At 32.6% G+C, this 19,352-nt stretch carries 13 protein-coding genes; 8 read left to right on the forward strand and 5 right to left on the reverse strand.

Annotated elements, in window-relative coordinates:
* Together C7448_RS11790 and C7448_RS11795 are read left to right on the forward strand one after the other, a co-directional pair.
* A complete protein-coding gene (locus C7448_RS11790; protein ID WP_115901588.1) occupies nucleotides 1–3,558 on the forward strand; it encodes an ABC transporter permease/M1 family aminopeptidase in 3,558 nt (1,185 codons plus the stop codon).
* 84 nt (nucleotides 3,559–3,642) lie between these two features.
* On the forward strand, nucleotides 3,643–4,767 hold the full coding sequence (locus C7448_RS11795) for an alpha/beta hydrolase-fold protein (protein WP_115901589.1): 1,125 nt from the start codon (nucleotides 3,643–3,645) through the stop codon (nucleotides 4,765–4,767).
* 49 nt (nucleotides 4,768–4,816) lie between these two features.
* Here the strand turns inward: C7448_RS11795 and thrC are convergent, their stop codons facing one another.
* Genes thrC through thrA form a run of 3 tightly spaced genes read right to left on the reverse strand, consistent with a single transcriptional unit; the run spans nucleotide 4,817 to nucleotide 9,523 of the window.
* Nucleotides 4,817–6,097 carry a threonine synthase gene (thrC, locus tag C7448_RS11800; RefSeq protein ID WP_115901590.1) on the reverse strand — a complete coding sequence of 427 codons (1,281 nt, stop codon included), beginning with the start codon at nucleotides 6,095–6,097 and terminating at the stop codon, nucleotides 4,817–4,819.
* A 49-nt stretch (nucleotides 6,098–6,146) separates the two neighbouring features.
* The gene (locus C7448_RS11805; protein ID WP_115901591.1) at nucleotides 6,147–7,076 is read right to left on the reverse strand and encodes a homoserine kinase; all 930 of its coding nucleotides are present in this window, start codon (nucleotides 7,074–7,076) and stop codon (nucleotides 6,147–6,149) included.
* Nucleotides 7,077–7,078: 2 nt separating this feature from the next.
* A complete protein-coding gene (thrA, locus tag C7448_RS11810; protein WP_115901592.1) occupies nucleotides 7,079–9,523 on the reverse strand; it encodes a bifunctional aspartate kinase/homoserine dehydrogenase I in 2,445 nt (814 codons plus the stop codon).
* 1,225 nt (nucleotides 9,524–10,748) lie between these two features.
* Between thrA and C7448_RS11815 the strand changes: the two genes are divergently transcribed.
* Complete coding sequence (locus C7448_RS11815) at nucleotides 10,749–11,201, forward strand: hypothetical protein (RefSeq protein WP_147300530.1); 453 nt, start codon at nucleotides 10,749–10,751, stop codon at nucleotides 11,199–11,201.
* A 6-nt stretch (nucleotides 11,202–11,207) separates the two neighbouring features.
* Nucleotides 11,208–11,711 carry a hypothetical protein gene (locus C7448_RS11820; RefSeq protein ID WP_115901594.1) on the forward strand — a complete coding sequence of 168 codons (504 nt, stop codon included), beginning with the start codon at nucleotides 11,208–11,210 and terminating at the stop codon, nucleotides 11,709–11,711.
* A 103-nt stretch (nucleotides 11,712–11,814) separates the two neighbouring features.
* On the opposite strand, the gene C7448_RS11825 is transcribed toward C7448_RS11820, so the two are convergent.
* Nucleotides 11,815–12,993, reverse strand: coding sequence for an aspartate aminotransferase family protein (locus C7448_RS11825; RefSeq protein WP_115901595.1), 1,179 nt, complete (start codon nucleotides 12,991–12,993; stop codon nucleotides 11,815–11,817).
* Nucleotides 12,994–12,998: 5 nt separating this feature from the next.
* Nucleotides 12,999–14,639 carry an OstA-like protein gene (locus tag C7448_RS11830; protein ID WP_115901596.1) on the reverse strand — a complete coding sequence of 547 codons (1,641 nt, stop codon included), beginning with the start codon at nucleotides 14,637–14,639 and terminating at the stop codon, nucleotides 12,999–13,001.
* Between the two features lie 138 nt (nucleotides 14,640–14,777).
* Here C7448_RS11830 and C7448_RS11835 point away from each other — a divergent pair, with 138 nt between their 5' ends.
* The 4 genes from C7448_RS11835 (at nucleotide 14,778) to C7448_RS11850 (ending at nucleotide 19,315) form a co-directional block, all read left to right on the forward strand.
* Nucleotides 14,778–16,208, forward strand: coding sequence for a pyridoxal phosphate-dependent decarboxylase family protein (locus C7448_RS11835; RefSeq protein ID WP_115901597.1), 1,431 nt, complete (start codon nucleotides 14,778–14,780; stop codon nucleotides 16,206–16,208).
* A gap of 139 nt (nucleotides 16,209–16,347) precedes the next feature.
* Entirely contained in the window at nucleotides 16,348–17,802 is a 1,455-nt protein-coding gene (nirK, locus tag C7448_RS11840) for a copper-containing nitrite reductase (protein WP_115901598.1), read from the forward strand.
* Nucleotides 17,803–17,885: 83 nt separating this feature from the next.
* Complete coding sequence (locus tag C7448_RS11845; RefSeq protein WP_245939477.1) at nucleotides 17,886–18,608, forward strand: formylglycine-generating enzyme family protein; 723 nt, start codon at nucleotides 17,886–17,888, stop codon at nucleotides 18,606–18,608.
* Between the two features lie 101 nt (nucleotides 18,609–18,709).
* Complete coding sequence (locus C7448_RS11850) at nucleotides 18,710–19,315, forward strand: SCO family protein (RefSeq protein ID WP_115901678.1); 606 nt, start codon at nucleotides 18,710–18,712, stop codon at nucleotides 19,313–19,315.
* The last annotated feature ends 37 nt before the right edge of the window (nucleotides 19,316–19,352 follow it).

Raw genomic sequence — 19,352 nt, forward strand, 5'->3', positions numbered from 1 at the left:
ATGTTTAAGAAATTATTACAATTTGAAATTTACTATCAGTTAAAACAAAGAGCTTTCCCAATATTTGCAGTCTTATTTTTAGGTTTAGGATATTTTACAGGAAGTCAAGGTTATGCACCTACATCGGTAAACTTTAATTCCGTTTATCAAGTGTATTTTCATACAGGCCTTTTTACATTAGGTAGTGTTTTTATTACCATGTTTTTTGCAGTAACAGCTATCATAAGAGATAAGCAACACAACATGGAAAGCTTAATTTATAGTTCGCCTATAACAAAGCATCATTACTTTTGGAGTCGTTTTTTAGGGACTTTAATCTTTAGTGTCGTAGCTTTTTCTCCTTTTGTTATTGGGTATATTTTTGGAAACTATTTTTCTGGTTTAGATACTGAAAGGTTAGGAGCTTTTAATTTATTGAATTATCTACAACCATGGTTGTATTTAGTGTTACCTAATATTTTTATCTGTACTTCTTTAATATTCTCTGTAAGTACGCTTACCAAGAATAGTATTGCTACCTATGCAAGTGCTGTATTTATTTACATGTTATATTTTGTGAGTTCTATCTTTTTAAACTCACCATTATTAGCACAATCTGTTCCAGCATCACCAGAAATGATGTCTGTAGCAGCAATTGTAGACTCTTTTGGAGTAGCCGCTTTTTTTGAACAAACCCAATATTGGACTGCTTATCAAAAAAACACACAGTTACTTTCTTTTTCAGGTTTGTTTTTATTGAATAGATTAATCTGGGTAGTACTTTCTATAGGGATACTGTTACTAACGTATAGAAGTTTTTCTTTTAGAAAGATCACAAAAAAAGTAAAGAAAGAAAAAGAAATAAGCAATAAGGATAAACAACTCATACCTTATAAACCTATAGATGGAACATACGGTGTAAAAGCGCAAATAACATCATTGTTATCTCTAATACGATTAGAGCTAAAGAGCGTATTTAAAAGCTTGCCTTTTTTAGTAATTGTAGTGATGTGGCTGATAATTGTTTTTTCAGAGCTGTATGCAACTGTTGTTGAAGGAAGTGAATATGGAGTAAGTATATATCCTTTAACTAACCAATTAATAGAATTAATAACAAGCCCGCTAACACTTTTTGGACTCATACTACTAATTTTTTACGGTTCTGAGATTGTATGGAGAGAGCATAGTGTGAATTTTAATTTAATCATAGGAGCTACTCCAGTAAAAAATTGGGTTCTTTTTACGGCTAAATTTATCAGTTTATCCCTGTTACCTATGTTGTTAATTACATCAGGAGTACTTATGTGCATAGCTTTTCAAATAAGTTTAGGTTTCACAAATATAAATTTAGGCATGTATGCATCAGTGTTTTACTATTACGGTTTGCAATTAGTTACATATGCTATGTTAGCCATATTTATAAACAGTATAGCTAAAAGTAAGTATATAGGAATGGGAGCTTTTGGTTTGTTAGTTATGGTAAGTATGAAAGCAAACCTTTTAGGGTTAGCACATCCTTTAACAAGCATCGGTTTTATGCCTAGAGTAACTTTTAATGGTATGAATGCCTATGCCAATAATGCTAAGTTATTTAATCATTTAGGATTGTACTGGCTAAGTATAGGAGCGCTATTAATTTTATTAGCATTTAAGATATGGAACAGGGGAATGGTAAAAGGTTTTTCGTATAAAGTAGAGCAACTAAAACAAGGATGTAATTTAAGCGAAAAGGTATTGTTTTTAACTTTCTTTTCCGTAGCTGTTGGTACGGCAAGTTTGGTCTTTTACAATACCAATTTTGTTGGTGATTATCAAACTGATAATGATAACTTAAATTTTAGCGAAAATTATGAACGCATGTATAAGCAATATCAAGTATTAGAAAAGCCTTATCCAATTTCACAAAAAACAGAGGTAGCTATTTTTCCAAAAGAGAGAAAATATACAATCAAAGCAAATTACATTTTAAAAAATACGAGTAATGAAGCAGTGTCCAAACTACTAATAACCGAACGAATCCCTGTAAAGCGTATTCATATAAAAAATACTCGTTTGACTACGAAAGATACCATACATGGAGCATATGTATTTGAATTTAAAGAAAAACTACAACCCAACGATTCTGTAGCTTATACTTTTGTTATAGAAAAAGAACTAAAAGGATATGAAGAAGACAAAAGTATTGTTAACAACGGTACTTATATAACTTTTAGGAATTTTGAGCCTATTATAGGGTATGCTTCTGGATTTGAAATTTTGGATAAAACAGAACGTAAAAAAAGAGGATTACCAGAAAGAGATGAGGATGATAACTCAGATGTGCATATAGCCTTAGAAGATATTAAAATTGAAAAAGTGCGTTTTGAAACAGTTGTTTCTACACATAAAGACCAAATAGCCATAAGCTCAGGAGATTTAATTAAAACTTGGTCAGAAAACGATAGAAACTATTACCACTACAAATCAAAAGGAAAAATATTACCTATGGTAGCCTATTTTTCTGCAAAATATACAACTAAAAAAGCAATATATAATGGAATCTCTATAGAACAATATTACAACGCTAGTCACGATTTTAATATTGATGAAATAGAGAAAAGTACAAAAGAAACCTTAGCATATTGTCAAGAAAATTTTGGAACGTATAATTTTAAACATGTTCGAATCGCAGAAGTTCCTTCACATTGGGGGTTTGGTGGATTTGCACATCCAGGGGTTATTAGTATGACAGAAGATCGTTTATACTTGTCAGATGTTCGTGATGAAAATACCTTTAATTTAGTCGCTAAAAGAACAATTCATGAAGTAGCGCACCAATGGTGGGGACATACATTAACAGCCAAACCTGTTGCAGGAGGTTCTTTATTTGTAGAAGGGCTAGCGAAATATACTGAAGCTATGGTACTAGAAAAAATGTATGGTAAACGAGCTTTATACGAATTAGCAGAAGCAGCAAGAAGGCGTTATTTCTTTGGAAGAGCTTTTGGCGGAACTCCAGAACCACCAATTTATAAAGTACAGGATGAAGGGTATATATCATATGGAAAAGCATATACCGTATTCATGGCATTAAGAGATTTGATAGGAGAGAAGCAAGTAAATAAAATATTAAAAACTATTACAGACCGACATCGATTTGAAAATTCTCCCAAAGTACATACTCTTGAGTTGTTAGAAGAAATATATAAGGAAACGCCTAAAGAAAATCATCATTTGATAGATGATTGGTTTAAAAAAGTAATTACCTATGATTTGGCTGTAGAAAAAAGTTCATACAAAAAACTACCCAATGATACATACGAAGTTACTGCAACCATAAAAGCTAAACGAGTTGAAACACAAGAAAACGGAGAACCTAAAGAAATAGGAATTCATGAGCCAATTAAAATAGGAGTTTTTACAACGCATCCATCACTTGTAAAAGACAACAGCACTGTGTTACACTATGCTTCTAAACAAATCAACAAAGAGCTCACTGAAGTTTCGTTTATAGTAAATGAAAAACCTAATTATATAGCTATAGACCCCTATGGTACTAGGAATGATGAAAATTTAGTAGATAATATAGAAAATTTTTAATTTTAGTTAAAAAAATTATAAAAAGACTCAAATGCTAATTATATGGCAATCATATTTTTACATTTGAGTTTAAACCTTTTACAAATGACTAAATATATTACGCTATTACTAACTTTAATTTACTCCATTTATTCATTCTCTCAAACACAAGAAAACAAGGTTGTTATAGGAGCTAATTACACTATTAAATCGACTATTTTAAATCAAGATAGAGAGATTCAAGTTTATTTACCTGATAACTATACTACTTCAAAAGAAGCATATCCAGTTCTGTACATTTTAGACGGTCAATGGTTTTTTACCAATGGTGTTGCTATTCAGAAATCATTGAGAACTCCAGGAGCAATTCCAGAAATGATTGTTGTAGGAATAAAAAATGAAAATCCTTTAAGAAGAACATTATTTAATGGAGAGAGACAAAAGTTCACCTCTTTTTTAAAAGACGAAGTAATCAAATTTATAGATGATAAGTTTAGAACTACGAACGAACGTGTTATTTATGGTTGGGAGGCTGCTGCATATTATATAAGTAAGCTTATTTTAGAAGAAAAAGACTTATTTCAAGGAGCAATTATAACGGATGGAGGCTATGCTTCTGAAAAGCTAGTTGAAAATTTTAAATCAGATAGTCATGTGTACTTATACATAGCGAACTCTAAAAGAGATATATATTATATTGATTCTACAGAAGAGTTTAATAGAATATTAAAAAAACACAACCCTAAAAATTTACTTTGGAAATATGAGCTGTTTAATGATGAGGTACATGAAACAATGCCGCATTTGGCTATGTATAAAGGAATCATGTATTATTATCACAATTACGATTCATTGGTGTTTGAGAGTATTGAAGCCTATGAAAAAGCAGGAGGAACCCCTTATCTAAAATCTTATTTCAAAGAAAGAGCTAAACGTTTTGATGGTGACGGAAAAATAGATAATAGTACAAAAAATGCATTGATTTGGTTAGCATGGAAACGTGATAACTTTAAATACTTTAGTTTTTTTATGGAAGAATTTAAAGACGTTTTAGAAACCAATAGATATAAAAGCGCATACTGGCAAAACAGGCTGGGGCAGTTTTATTTAAAGTATAAGGATTATAATAATGCCAGTAAGTATTTTGAAAGAGGTATAAAAGATTATCCAAACTCTCAATTTGACGAAGTTATGAAAGAAGGCTTACAAGAAGCAAAGGGCAAATTGTAAATGAACCTTATAAAATTTAAAATGCCTCACTTTTGAGGCATTTTTTGTGTTAAGCATTTAAAAAATCTTTCAATTCTTGATAGGAACTAATTTGTATAGCTTCTTTTTGTTTGTCTATTACAGATGCTATTTGTGGTGGAATTTCAACAGTTACATTTAAAACTTCTTCTACAACATCTAAAAACTTTACGGGATGTGCTGTTTCTAAGAAAATTCCATACTCGTTTTGTAATTCGTGTTTTTTCAAACCTAAATACCCAACAGCTCCGTGTGGATCGGCAATATAACTTGAGTTCTTATAGATGTTCTTCATAGTGTCACGAGTTTCGTCATCAGAAAAAGAAAAAGAAGAGAATACTGATTTTAAAGTATTTAAATCATTATCAAATAATTCTTGTATCCTGATAAAATTACTTGGATTCCCAACATCCATGGCATTAGAAATGGTTGCTTTAGATGGTTTAGGGTGATATTCACCACTTGCTAAATAATTAGGAACTGTATCATTTACATTGGTCGAAGCCACAAAATGTTTGATAGGTAATCCTAGTTTTTGCGCCATAATTCCTGCGCAAATATTCCCGAAATTTCCACTAGGTACTGAAAAAACTACTTCTTTATGTTGCTTATAAACTTGTTTATAGGCAAAGAAAAAGTAAAACATTTGGGGTAACCAACGAGCAATATTAATAGAGTTTGCTGAGGTTAACGTACGGTTGATTTCAGCATCTAAAAAAGCAGTTTTAACCATATCTTGACAATCATCAAAAACACCATCAACCTCTAAAGCAGTAATGTTTTGTCCTAAAGTAGTCAATTGCTTCTCTTGAATATCACTTACTTTTCCGCTAGGGTAGAGGATGACCACATCTACACCTTTTACTCCTAAAAATCCATTAGCAACAGCACCTCCAGTATCGCCTGAAGTAGCTGCCAATACGGTTACTTGTTGATTTTTATCGCGATTAAAGTACCCCAAGCAACGAGCCATAAAACGAGCTCCCACATCCTTAAAAGCCATGGTTGGTCCGTGAAATAATTCTAGTGTACCGATATTTTCTTCAATAGATACCACAGGAAACTCAAAATTGATGGTTTCTTTAATGATTTTTTGTAAAATGCCTTGCGGAATTTCATCACCTACAAATTGTTTAATGGCTTCATACGCAATTTCTTCATTAGAATACTCATCAATGTTTTCAATAAATTCTTTAGGTAATGGAATTATGTTTTCAGGGAAATACAATCCTCTATCTGGAGCTAATCCGTTTACTACAGCTTTTTCAAAGCTAACGTTAGGTGATGTATGATTGAGACTATAATAGTTCATAATTTCGTGTTTGTTTTTCACTTCGACTACGCTTAGTGAACATTTAATATTAGTTAGTTTCTAAAATTTTAATTCCTTCTGTATTGATTTTTGAAAGAATCATGTTAAAATCAATTTGTTTGCCTTGATACGTGTTTTGAATGGCTTTATAAATGTTTTCGGCAGTTGCATCTCCTTTACACAATGTGAAAATAGTTGGACCCGAACCTGAAATTCCTGCTCCTAAAGCTCCTGCTTTAATTGCTTGTTGCTTCACTTCATCAAAATGAGGAATCAGATGTTTACGAGCAGGTTCAACAATGATATCTGTTAAAGAGTCTGCGATTAATTGATAATCGTTGGTATACAATCCACTAATCAATCCGCCAACATTCGCCCATTGTGTAACCGCATCTTTTAAAGGAACTTTTTTCGGTAATACCTCTCTAGCGTCTTTGGTTTTTACTTCAACTTGAGGATGGATAGCCACCACTCTTAAATCAGCAGGTACAGGAATCTTTACAATACTCAAAGGTTTGTAACTACGTACCAATGTAAAACCACCATAAATAGCGGCAGAAACATTATCAGCTATCGGAGTTCCGCAAGTGGCTTCTTCTCCTAGCATAGCAAACTGAGTCAATTCAAGAGGAGAGAAGCTATTTCCTAATAACTGATTTACACCAAACGCAGCTCCCGCAGCACTGGCAGCACTACTTCCTAAACCACTTCCTGGAGTATATCCTTTGTGAATGGTGATGTCGATACCAAAATCAACTGGATGCTTTTCTAACATCGCTAGCGCAACCACTCCCGCAGCATTTATTTGTGGGTCAGATGGTAAATCAGCTCCAGTTATTTTTGTGATTTTAACACCTTTTGTAATTGTTTTGGTAAAAGTCATCGTATCACCAACCGTTTCGAGCGCTAAGCCTAAAGCATCAAATCCGCAGGAAACATTGGCAACGGTTGCTGGTGAAAATATTTTTAAATAGTTCATTTTTATATATTATTTCCAATTCGTATCACATCAGCAAAAATTCCAGAAGCAGTTACTTCAGCACCTGCACCGGCTCCTTTTATTTGTAGTGGATTTACAGGGTATCTATCTGTAAAAAACAATACGATATTGTCACTTCCTTCTAAATTGTAAAAAGGATGGTCAAAGGGAATATGCTGAAGTCCCACATTAGCTTTTCCATCGTTAAATTCAGCGACATATTTTAAGCGACAATTTTTATCAGCAGCTTCTTTGTATACTTGTTGAAATTGTGCCTCAAACTCAGTCAAAGAAGCGTAAAAATCATCATTATTGGTAGTTTCTAAACTCTTTTTAGGTAAAAAAGCATTGTTTTCAATATCTGAAAGTTCTAGTTCATAACCACTTTCACGAGCGAGAATCAATATTTTTCTGGCAACATCTACACCGCTTAAATCAATTTTAGGATCTGGTTCCGTGTATCCTTGTTCTTGGGCTTGTTGCACAACATCATGAAAAGAAACATTCTCATTAAAATTATTGAAAACAAAGTTTAAAGAACCCGATAACACCGCTTGTATTTTATGTACTCTGTCACCAGAAGCAATTAAGTTTTTAAGCGTATCAATAATAGGTAAACCAGCACCCACATTGGTTTCAAATAAAAATGGTGCACTGTATTTTCGTGAAATGTGTTTTAACTTTTTATAATTGTTGAGTTCAGAAGCACAGGCTATTTTATTGCACGTAACCACTCCAATATTGTTGGCTAAATAGTGTTCATATACTTCAGAAACTTTTTGATTAGCCGTATTGTCAATAAAAACTGAATTACGAAGGTTCAACGCTTTTGTTCTTTGGAAAAAAAGCTCTAAAGAACTTTTTTCTCCGTTTTGTAATTGTTTTTTCCATGATTTTAAGCTGATACCATCTTCATCAAAGACCATTTGTTTAGAATTGGAAATCCCTACAACACGTACATTCAGTTTTAACTGTTCTTTTAAGTATTTTTTCTGCTGATGTATTTGCGCTAAAAATCGCTCTCCTACATTTCCTACACCCGTAACAAACAAGTTTAATTGCTTAACATTCTCTTCAAAGAACTGTTCGTGTAGGGTATTTAACGCTTTTTTGGCATCTGAACTATTGATAACAGCAGAAATGTTTTTTTCTGAAGCACCTTGGGCAATGGCACGAATATTTACGTTGTTTTTGCCTAAAGAACTGAACATTTGTCCACTCAAACCTTGGTGATTTCTCATATTATCACCTACTAAAGCGATAATTGCCAAGCCTTGCTCTATACTAATCGGATCTATTTTATGGCGTTCTATTTCTACTGCAAAAGCTTCATTAATTTTTAAAGTTGCTTTTTCTGCATCTTCATCATAAATCCCCACACAAATAGAGTGTTCAGAAGAAGCTTGCGTAATTAATACCACATTGATATTATGTGTCGATAACGTTTCGAATAAGCGTTTAGAAATGCCAGAAACGCCCACCATGCCACTTCCTTCTAAGGTTAATAGCGTAATATTTTCGATATGAGAAATTCCTTTTACTGGTTTTCCGTTTTCGGTAATTTTTGAAATAAGAGTACCCACACTTTCTGGTTCAAACGTGTTTTTTATTCGAATGGGAATTTCCTTTTCCAACACTGGTTGAATGGTAGGAGGGTAGATAACTTTTGCTCCAAAATGTGACAATTCCATGGCCTCTTGATACGAAATATGTGGAATAGGAAATGCCTGCTTTACCATATGTGGGTTTGCAGTGTACATACCACTAACATCTGTCCATATTTGCAATTCATCAGCATTTACAGCAGCCGCATAAATGGCAGCAGAATAATCAGAACCTCCACGTCCTAAAGTAGTTGATTTCCCTTCTTTTGTACGAGCTATAAACCCAGGTAACAAAGTTACTCGGTGTTCGTTATTTTTAAAATACTCCTTGCAATTAGCGTTGGTTAGTTGAAAATCAACTTGTGCTTTATCAAAGGCATTGGAAGTGATGATTAACTTTCTACTGTCTTTATATACGATATCCAGCTCTTTACTGGCTATACTTGCAATGATGTATGAAGATAATAGTTCGCCAAAACCACTAATGGTAGCTAGTGTTTTAGGGGTAATTTCGTTTAATAATAAACAACCTTCTAACAAGGTTTTCAATTGTTTAAAAAGCGATGCTATATAGGTTTTAACCTCTTCTTGCTGATTTTCAGGGACTAATTTTTCAATTACGTCAAAATGTACTAACTCAACTTCTTGGTAGTTTTTAAGGTAATTAGTATTGTTTTGGGCGGCTAGTTCTGCGGATGCAATGAGTTTATTTGTTGTTTTACCAAAAGCAGAAACCACTACAATAAGTGGACTATTTACAGACGCATTGGTAATAATTTCTACTACTTTTTCTATATTTTGTGGATTGGCTACTGAAGAACCACCGAATTTTAAAACGTTCATTTTAAAATGAATAATAAATTAAAAATAAGATTTTTTAAGCTATTTATCTGTTTTCAAGTCTTTTGAAAAAATAAATATATACGAATGATGATATGTAGAAAAATAACCCCTAAAGGGTTGTAATAATAATTGTAGCTGTTGTGCCAACAAAAGAAGCCGTAGTTACAGCTGGAATAGAAATGATATGTCTTTTGTTATTTAACATTGAGCCAAATGTATACATTATGTTCTAAATAACAAGAAAAGTTGTTGTTTTTTTGTTAAAAAAATATTTGGATAGTACATATAACATAATCTTTTTGCTAAAAAAATAAGAAGAATAACATTGCTAAGAACTTCTGCACATCCTGCCAAAAAAGGAGTATAACGGTAACTTATGATGCATATAAACTAATTGTAAACAATACCAAAACACCAATTAAATTGATAAAACTTTTTGACCAAACTGAAGAAGTTATAAAAGAACCATCTAAAAACAATGAAAATATCTTTAGCTTATATCCTAAGAAAAAAATAATAACATAGTAGTGAAAAGTATTAACTAATCGTGCCGTGATAGTAGCGACCCGTGCCGTGGTGTCTTCGGAGCACGCCGTGATATCAGCGACCCATGCCTTGGTGTTAACGGAGCATGCCGTGATATCAGCGACCCGTGCCTTGGTGTTAACGGAGCACGCCGTGATATTAGCGACCCGTGCCGTGGTGTCTTCGGAGCGCGCCGTAGTATCAGCGACCCGTGCCGTAGTGTCTTCGGAGCATGCCGTAATATCAGCGACCCGTGCCGCGGTGTCTTCGGAGTACGCCGTGATATCAGCGACCCATGCCGTGGTGTCAACGGAGCATGCCGTGATATTAGCGACCCGTGCTGCCGTAGTGTCTGGGAGTATTCAGTAAAGTGTGTCAACTTGTTTAAAGTTACTTCTATTACTGAGGAGGGAAAAGCGACCCGATTAGGCTTCGTTTATAGTCCGATAAAAAAAATGCACTTTTTTATCTTATTTCCTTATATTTGAAAGTGTTAAAAAAATTGCTAAAAGTTCCGCATATCCTACCGTAAAAGGAATATATAAGTAATTTTATTACGTATATAAACTAGTTGAGCATTATTTAGGAAATGACAATCATAGAAAAATTTTGTAAAATATTAAGAGCAAGGTCTATCGAGAATAAAAAGTCATTTGATGTTTTATTTGGGGATAAACTTTATGGAAATTGTTTTTCCATTTTGAGACAAGAACTAGATTCAATGATTCGAGTGATTTATTTACTAAATATTCCTCAAATTTCGGAAAGAGAATTGTTGATTCAAAAAACTTTGAATGGAGATAAATGGACTTTTGTAAATCATAATAATAGAGTGCAACCAATTACTGATAGAGATATGGTCAATATTGCAAGCGAATTGTGGGGATGGACTCAAAATGTTTACAAATTTGGTTGTGCATTTATTCATTTATCTAATTATCACAACTATTTGACTGAAGACCCATTTATGGCATTATCAGAAAATGAAAAGGAAGATATAATTAATCAAATCAATAACTATCACTTTGCGAACTTAAATCTAAATTCAAACCTAGATGATATAATTCCTTATTTACCTAAAATAATGGAGAAAATCACAGCTAATTTTGAATGTAATATTTCGAATCTTGAAAAGAACGGTAATAACGATTAATAATAAATGGCTGAATTAGTAAAAAATTTTCCAGAATGGTTCAAAGTCCTAATAGTTCTAATACCTGTTATTAGTGTATTAGTTGCGTCTTTAGCCTTTATCCTTAACCTTAGACAATCACTTCTTAATAATAAAGTTGCAAGGTCAAAAATAATTTCTGATACTCTACATTCTTTTATGGACGATGAAACAATTCAGAAGGCATTCTATCAAATAGAATATAATGAATTTAAGTATACATCAAATTTTCACGGGTCTGATGAAGAAAAAGAAATTGACAAACTACTAAGACATTATTCGAACTTAGCACTGATGTGGAAAAATGGACTTTTAACCTTAAAAGATATTTATCCTGTTCAATATTATATAACGAGGATATATCAAAATCAAGAAATAATTAAGTATTTTGACTTTATGAGAAATTGGACTAAAACAGCAAGAATATCTAGCCATCCATTTTTAGCACTAGAAGAACTTGGAAAAGAAATAAGTAAGAAAAATAATGTCTAATAAGATGTCCTATGAAAAGAACTAGTCCAGTTATTCAAAGTTACTATATTTATTTTTTAACTCTTACATATTAATAATTTTAGGGTGTTGAATTGTTGGTGAACTACAATTTGTCCAACTCACTTACAATAAGATCACATCCTTTTTCTATTTCCTCGTCAGAAATAGTTAGTGGAGGCGTAATACGAATTGCTCTTCCTTCAAAAAGTAACCAGAATAAAATTAGCCCTTTGTCTAAACAGTTTAAAATTACTTGTGAGGCAGCTTCAGGAGTATCTACTAATAAAGCAAGCATTAATCCTTTTCCTCTAATTTCTTTAACAACAGGATGATTTTTAAAGGTATCTCGAATAATTTTTTCTTTTCGTAAGGCTTCATCCATTAGGTTAGTAGCAATAATTTCTTGCACCGTAGCTAAACCAGCACTCGCAATAACAGGATGACCGCCAAACGTGGTAATATGCCCTAATTTCGGGTGTTCTTTTAAACAATCCATTATTTCAAAAGAAGCAATAAAAGCTCCGATAGGCATTCCGCCACCTAATCCTTTACCTGTAATAATAATATCTGGGGTAACATTGTAATTTTCAAACCCCCAAAATTTCCCTGTACGTCCAACTCCTGATTGAATTTCATCTAAAATTAACAAGGCGCCAACTTCTTCACAACGTTGTTTTACTTTTGTTAAATAATTATTTTTAGGTTCAATAAATCCTGCACCACCTTGAATAGTTTCAAGGATAATACCCGCTGTATTGGTAGTGATTTTTTCTAAATCTAGCTCGTTGTTGTATTCAATAAACTTACTTCCTGGAATTAACGGACGAAAAGCACGATTTTGTTGTTCTGCTCCACAAACACTCATAGCACCTTGTGTATTTCCATGATACGCATTTTTAGCCGCAATAACTTCACTTCTGCCTGTAAAACGTTTGGCTAATTTTAGAGCTCCTTCAGTCGCTTCGGTACCTGAATTTACTAGGTAAACAGATGATAGGTTAGGAGGTAAGGTAGCAGCTAAAGTTTTACACAATTCTAATTGTGGTTTTTGGATAAACTCTCCATACACCATTACATGGGTATATTGTTCCAATTGATTTTTTATAGCTTCATTTATCCTAGGGTGGTTATGTCCTAAACTATTTGCAGAAACTCCTGCAACAAAGTCTAACATCGCTTTTCCGTTGCTATCATAAATATAACTTCCTTTGGCGTGTGAAATTTCAATAGCTAATGGGTGAGGTGTGGTTTGACCTTGGTATTTAAAAAAATCGTCTTTCACAGGAACTATTTTAACTTTTTAAGATTTGGATTTTGTTGTTCTTTCTTGTTTTTTGAAGTTTCTTCGATAAACTGTTCCCTAGCTTCTTTAACAACATCAGGTTGTTTTTTTCTTTTTGAAGGAACGGTAGAAGTAGCGTCTTTCAAAAAAATATCTTCAACAGTTAGGGGCTGTTCATCTCCTCTCCATAAAAAGCCTTTAAATTTTTTCTCATCTGAAGGGAATTCAGAAGGAGGAAAAGTTTTTCCTTCAGATTTTTTAAAGTATTTAGTTTGTGTTATTTCTCCATCTTCTAAAATAAACTCAATATCACTTGCAATTTCTTTTGTGATAGTTTCTAATTCTTGTGTTTTTTCGTTATTACTGTAGTATAAAGATTCAGCATTACCCTTAACTAACATTGTTCTTAATTCTCCTTTTTCAAACTTTCCATAAATATTCCTTCCTTTAATTTGATTAAAGTTTTCTGTATGAACGGAGTCTTGTTGAATCATAAAACCATTTTGTAATACTTTTAAAGAGTCAAGTTTGTTTGTTTCTTTATTAGATACTAACTGAATACTGTCACCTGTTATTTGGCTATTATTAGACCACAGAATAGGTCTGTTAAACATTCTGGTTAACCCTGTTTCTTGACTAGTATGAATGGAGTCACATTTACCCTGTAAATCGGACTTGAATATTTTTACATTGTTAAAAATTCTAGCAATTCGTTTTTCAGGTTTACCGGTTAATAAAATTTTATCGCCTGCAACATGCATAGAATCTTTTTCAAATACAGAAATAGCAACGGCTCTATCAATTATAAATAATGAATCTTTGAGTTCATATAACTCAGCATAATTTCCTTTAGCAACCATATTTTGAACGGTATCAACTACTTTTATATTGTTGGTTGCTGAGGCAAAACCGTTACGTTTATCGTAGTACAAGCTATCAGCAGAAACGGTTCGCTCTTTCAAGAACAATTTTGCGCGTTTTACAAAATAAGAAATATCGGTATTTGTGTCGTAAAAACCTCTTTCAGAATATACTTTTGTACTATCTTTTAAATTAGTAATGGTACTTGGCCCGTATAAGTAGGCTAAGTTAGTATTGGTATAATAGTCTAAATGGTCAGACTCTAAATGGTTTTCTGGATTAACAACTGTTACTTTAGATTTTGCAGTGAACTTTTTTTCTCTTAAAAGATAGGTTCCTTTTTCACTTTTTAAGGTGTTTTTAGTATCGCGAATAGTTCCTCCGTTGGGATAATATAATATTTGATTAATTCTATCAAAATGAAGCGTATCTGTTTTTAGCGTCATTTCTTTATCGTTTATTTCTACATTTCCCCAAGATTTAGCTTTTTTAGTGTTTCCGTTATAGGTAGCAAAATCACTATATTGAATAATACTATCTCCTTGTTCGATAATAACTTCTCCAATAGCTTTAAATAAATTTTTGTTTTTATAAAGTAACGCTCTTTTACAATCTAAAGTAGCTCCTTCGTGAGACATTTTAACTTTCCCTATTAATAAGGTAGCTCCTGGGTATTTACTTTCATCAGCAGTACTTATTTCAGTAGAAAGTATTTTTATTTTTTTTGTTTGAGAAAAACTTACAACAGAGAATAATATAAAAATTAGTAGAAATAGTTTTTTCAAAATAATACGATTTAATGCACAAAAATAATGAAAAGAATATGCCAAAATCTTAATAAAGAAATAAAATTATCAAGATAAATAAAAGGTTGTCACTTAGTAAATGGTTAATTTTGTAACAAATTAAAAAATTATAAAGATATGAGCGCTCATTTTGATTTATCAAAAGAAGAGATGAAATCTTACGGATATAAAATTGTTGATATAATTGCAGAACATTGGGCTACGTTAGAGCAAAAAAAGCCTGTAGCCAGTGCCTCTAGAAAAGAAATGGACAGTATTTTCTTACAAGAAGCTCCAAATGATGGTATGCCAGCCGAAAAGGTGTTAGATTTTGTGATGGACAATGTAATACCTAATAGTACTGTTGTTTCGCATCCTAAAGCGTATTCATTTGTACCTGGACCGAGTAACTTCATTAGTACCATGGCAGATAGCTTAGCAACAGGATTCAATATTTTTTCTGGTGGATGGATGGTTTCTCCTGCAGCAGCAGAGTTAGAAATTGTTACAATGAACTGGTTATTAAAAATGTACAATTTTCCTATAGAAAAAGGAGGAGGGATTTTTACCAGTGGTGGTTCTATGGCAAATTTAACAGCTTTGGTTACTGCTAGACGCTTAAAATGTGGAGACGATTTTTCTAAAGCCGTAATTTATTTGTCAGATCAGGCACACTCTTCAAATATTAAAGCAATTCGTGTTTTAGGATTTAAAAAAGAGCAAATTAGAGTTTTACCAACTGATTTAGAGTTTAGAATTAGTATTAACAAACTAAAAAATGCTATCGCAAAAGATCGATTAGAAGGTTTACAACCGTTTTGTTATATCGCTTCTGCAGGAACTACAAATACTGGTACTGTAGACCCTTTAGATGAAATAGCAGATATTTGTGAAGAAGAAAATTTATGGTTCCATATTGATGGGGCATATGGTGGAGCAGCTATTTTATCAAAAAAAGGAGCAAAAGCTTTGCGTGGAATTGAACGTGCTGATTCACTTACTGTAGATCCGCATAAATGGTTTTATCAACCTTATGAAATTGGATGTTTATTAGTAAAAGATGCTTCTTGGTTAAGTGGCACTTTTAGTGAAAAACCTGAATATTTACGTGATATTGAAGGAAATGAATCTGAGATTAACTTTTACGATTATGGAATTCAGTTAACAAGACGTTTTAGAGCACTAAAGTTTTATATGTCTATTAAAACATATGGATTAAATGCTTTTAAAGAAGCTGTAACTTACAACATTCAATTAGCTGATGATGTAGAGAAAATGTTACGCAAGAGTAGAGACTGGGAAATTATTTCTCCTGCAACCTTAGCAGTAATCAATTTTAGGTATAACCCTATCGGGTTGAATTTATCAGAAAAAGAAATTGATAAATTAAATCAGAAAATTTCTCAAAAGATAATGGACTCTAGAGAAGCGTTTTTAGTAACTACTATATTGAATAAACAGGTAGTGCTTAGAATGTGTTTGATTAACCCTAAAACGACAATGGGAGATATTAATGAAACCTTGGAGCTGTGTAGCCAATTTGGTGAAGAAATTTTAAAAGATAAATAATTAAAAAGGGGCTAAAAGCTCCTTTTTTGTTTTCATGATAAAAATCATATTTCATAAGCTTTTCTGTTAGTAGTTTTGTTTAATAAAAGATAAAAAAGTCTTTTATTAAAGGTATTAATAACTACATCAATAGAGAGAAATGAAACAAGTGAAAACAATTTCAATGATTTTAGCAGCTATGTGTTTAATAACAAGCTGTAAAAATGAAAAACCTGAAGGCTTAGCCATGAAAGATGCTTCAGGTATAGCAATTAAAGGAACTATAGAAGCTGAGTTAACTGCTCCACCTCATGTTCCAGCACCTGTAGGCAACAGAACAGCTAAAAAGTTATTAGTAAACATGGAAATTCTTGAAAAAGAAGGAACTATGACAGATGGTGTAGAGTATGTGTATTGGACGTTTGGAGGCTCTGTTCCAGGGAGTTTTATAAGAACTAGAGTAGGAGATGAAGTAGAATTTACACTATCAAATCACCCAGATAATAGATTACCTCATAATATTGATTTACATGCAGTAACAGGTCCAGGTGGGGGAGCAACTTCTTCATTTGTAGCTCCTGGTCATGAAAAAACATTTTCATTTAAAGCCTTAAATCCAGGGTTATATGTGTATCACTGTGCTACTGCGCCTGTAGGAATGCATATTGCTAACGGAATGTATGGTTTAATTTTAGTGGAACCAGAAGGAGGATTACCAAAAGTAGACAAAGAATACTACATTATGCAAGGTGATTTCTATACAAAGGGAGAGAATGGAGAACCAGGTTTACAGGCTTTTGATATGAGAAAAGCAGTAAAAGAAGATGCCGATTATGTAGTGTTTAACGGAAGCGTAGGAGCTTTAACTGGAGATAATGCAATTACTGCTAATGTAGGAGAAACAGTACGTTTATTTGTTGGTAATGGTGGACCTAATTTAACGTCGTCTTTTCACGTAATTGGTGAAATTTTTGACAATGTTCATGTTGAAGGGGGTTCTGTAATTAATAAAAATGTACAAACAACATCAATACCAGCAGGTGGAGCTGCTATTGTGGACTTTAAAGTAGATGTTCCAGGTACGTTTATTTTAGTAGATCATGCTATTTTTAGAGCTTTTAACAAAGGAGCTTTAGGAATGTTGAAAGTAAAAGGTGAAGAGAAAAAGAAAATTTATTCAGGAGTAAAACAAGAGGGAATTTACAATCCTGAAGGAGGTACTATTCAAGAAATGCCTAATGGTAAAGAAGAAGAGGTTGTAGTAAAGCCACAAGATAAATCATTAGCACAGAAAATAGCAGACGGAAAACAAATTTATACAAAAACTTGCTTTGCATGTCACCAAGCGAACGGAGAAGGAATTCCAAATGCATTTCCTCCTTTAGCAAAATCAGATTATTTAAATGCTGACGTTAAGAGAGCTATTGATATTGTTTTACACGGTAAAACAGGAGAAATAACAGTAAATGGTCAAAAGTATAATAGTGTAATGACCAAACAAGCTTTAAACAATCAAGAAGTAGCAGATGTTCTTACTTATGTTTACAATTCTTGGGGTAATAATAAAACCAATGTTAGTGTAAATGCTGTACTAGAAGTAAAAAGCGCTCACTAAAAACGTAGTTAAAATTTAAATTAAAAGAAATGAAAACTATTTTAAGATTGACAATTTGTATATTTTTCTTAGGCATTTCCCATATGAATTGTCAATCTAAAATGGTTCCTATTAAAGGAGGTGATTATATTCCTTTGTATGGAAGGGATTCAGCAAGAGTAACTATTCAAGAGTTTTTAATAGATGTATACCCTGTAACGAATGAAGATTTTTTACAGTTTGTAAAAGAAAATCCGAAGTGGAGAAAATCTAAAGTAATTAAGCTGTTTGCAGATAAAAGCTACCTTATTAATTGGGAAAATGATATTGAAATAGGAGGTAAGCTTAAATTAAAATCACCAGTTACCAATGTTTCATGGTTCGCTGCCAAATGTTACTGTGAAAACAAAGGAAAACGTTTGCCTACAGTTGATGAATGGGAATATGTAGGAATGGCTAATCAAAAATTAGCAGATGCAAGAACCTTAAAAACATACAATGAGTACATTTTAGGATGGTATGAAAAACCTAGAACTTTTAATGATGTTATAGGGTCAACATTTAAAAATTATTGGGGAGTTTATGATATGCATGGTTTAGTTTGGGAATGGACTTCCGATTTTAATTCGGTATTGGTATCAGGAGAATCTCGAAAAGATGTTGATAATGATAGTAATTTATTCTGCGGTAGTGCAGCAATTGGGTCGACAGATTTAATGAATTATGCAGCTTTTATGCGCTATGCTACTCGAGGAAGTCTAAAAGCTAGGTACACGATGCGAAACTTAGGTTTTAGATGTGTAAAAGATAAAAATACAGAACAATGAAAGTAGTAAAATATATAATGATACTTTTTTTTTCAATTACGCTATTAAGTTCTTGTAAGAGAGAAAAAAATAATACAAACCTAACAGCATATGAATGTCCTATGCTTTGTGAAGGTGATAAAACGTATGCTGAAGAAGGAAGTTGTCCAGTTTGTAAAATGGATTTAACACAAAAGAATCAAAAAGAGGTTAAAGAGTTAGCTACTGATATTTCTGAAAGTTCTATATTTAATTTAACGTCCGTTTGGAAAACAGAGGAGAATGAAAGTATTCATTTAGAAGATTTAAGAGGGAAAACTTTGGTAATGGTAATGATTTACACAACCTGCAAAGCTGCTTGCCCAAGATTGGTTGCTGATATGCGTAATATTGAATCAAAGATACCAAAAGAGTATAACGACAATTTACAATACGTTTTAATTAGTATTGATCCTAAAAATGACACTCCAAAAAGGTTAAAAGTATTTGCAAAAGAGAACTATATGGATGGTGAGCATTGGACTTTTTTACAAGGAACAGAAGAATCTGTTAGAGAGTTTGCAAATGTATTAGCAGTAAAGTACAAACAAATTTCTCCATTAGATTTTTCACACTCAAATATTATAAGTGTATTTAACCCAGAAGGAGAGTTAGTGCATCAACAAGAAGGTTTGGGGGTAGATAACAAAGAAACAGTAGCAAGTATTTTGGAAACAGTAAAAAATTAGCTGCCATATATTTCCTAATTAAAAACGTCTTTTAGAA

Origin of the sequence: Tenacibaculum gallaicum, from assembly GCF_003387615.1 — a bacterium.
In the GTDB taxonomy this organism is placed as follows: domain Bacteria; phylum Bacteroidota; class Bacteroidia; order Flavobacteriales; family Flavobacteriaceae; genus Polaribacter; species Polaribacter gallaicus.

Coding starts and splice junctions, on each gene's coding strand:
- C7448_RS11845 (WP_245939477.1), top strand. CDS start 17,886: ATGAATTGTCAATCTAAAATGGTTCCTATTAAAGGAGGTGATTATATT.
- nirK (WP_115901598.1), top strand. CDS start 16,348: ATGAAACAAGTGAAAACAATTTCAATGATTTTAGCAGCTATGTGTTTA.
- C7448_RS11795 (WP_115901589.1), top strand. CDS start 3,643: ATGACTAAATATATTACGCTATTACTAACTTTAATTTACTCCATTTAT.
- C7448_RS11850 (WP_115901678.1), top strand. CDS start 18,710: ATGCTTTGTGAAGGTGATAAAACGTATGCTGAAGAAGGAAGTTGTCCA.
- C7448_RS11820 (WP_115901594.1), top strand. CDS start 11,208: ATGGCTGAATTAGTAAAAAATTTTCCAGAATGGTTCAAAGTCCTAATA.
- C7448_RS11790 (WP_115901588.1), top strand. CDS start 1: ATGTTTAAGAAATTATTACAATTTGAAATTTACTATCAGTTAAAACAA.
- thrC (WP_115901590.1), bottom strand. CDS start 6,097: ATGAACTATTATAGTCTCAATCATACATCACCTAACGTTAGCTTTGAA.
- thrA (WP_115901592.1), bottom strand. CDS start 9,523: ATGAACGTTTTAAAATTCGGTGGTTCTTCAGTAGCCAATCCACAAAAT.
- C7448_RS11805 (WP_115901591.1), bottom strand. CDS start 7,076: ATGAACTATTTAAAAATATTTTCACCAGCAACCGTTGCCAATGTTTCC.
- C7448_RS11835 (WP_115901597.1), top strand. CDS start 14,778: ATGAGCGCTCATTTTGATTTATCAAAAGAAGAGATGAAATCTTACGGA.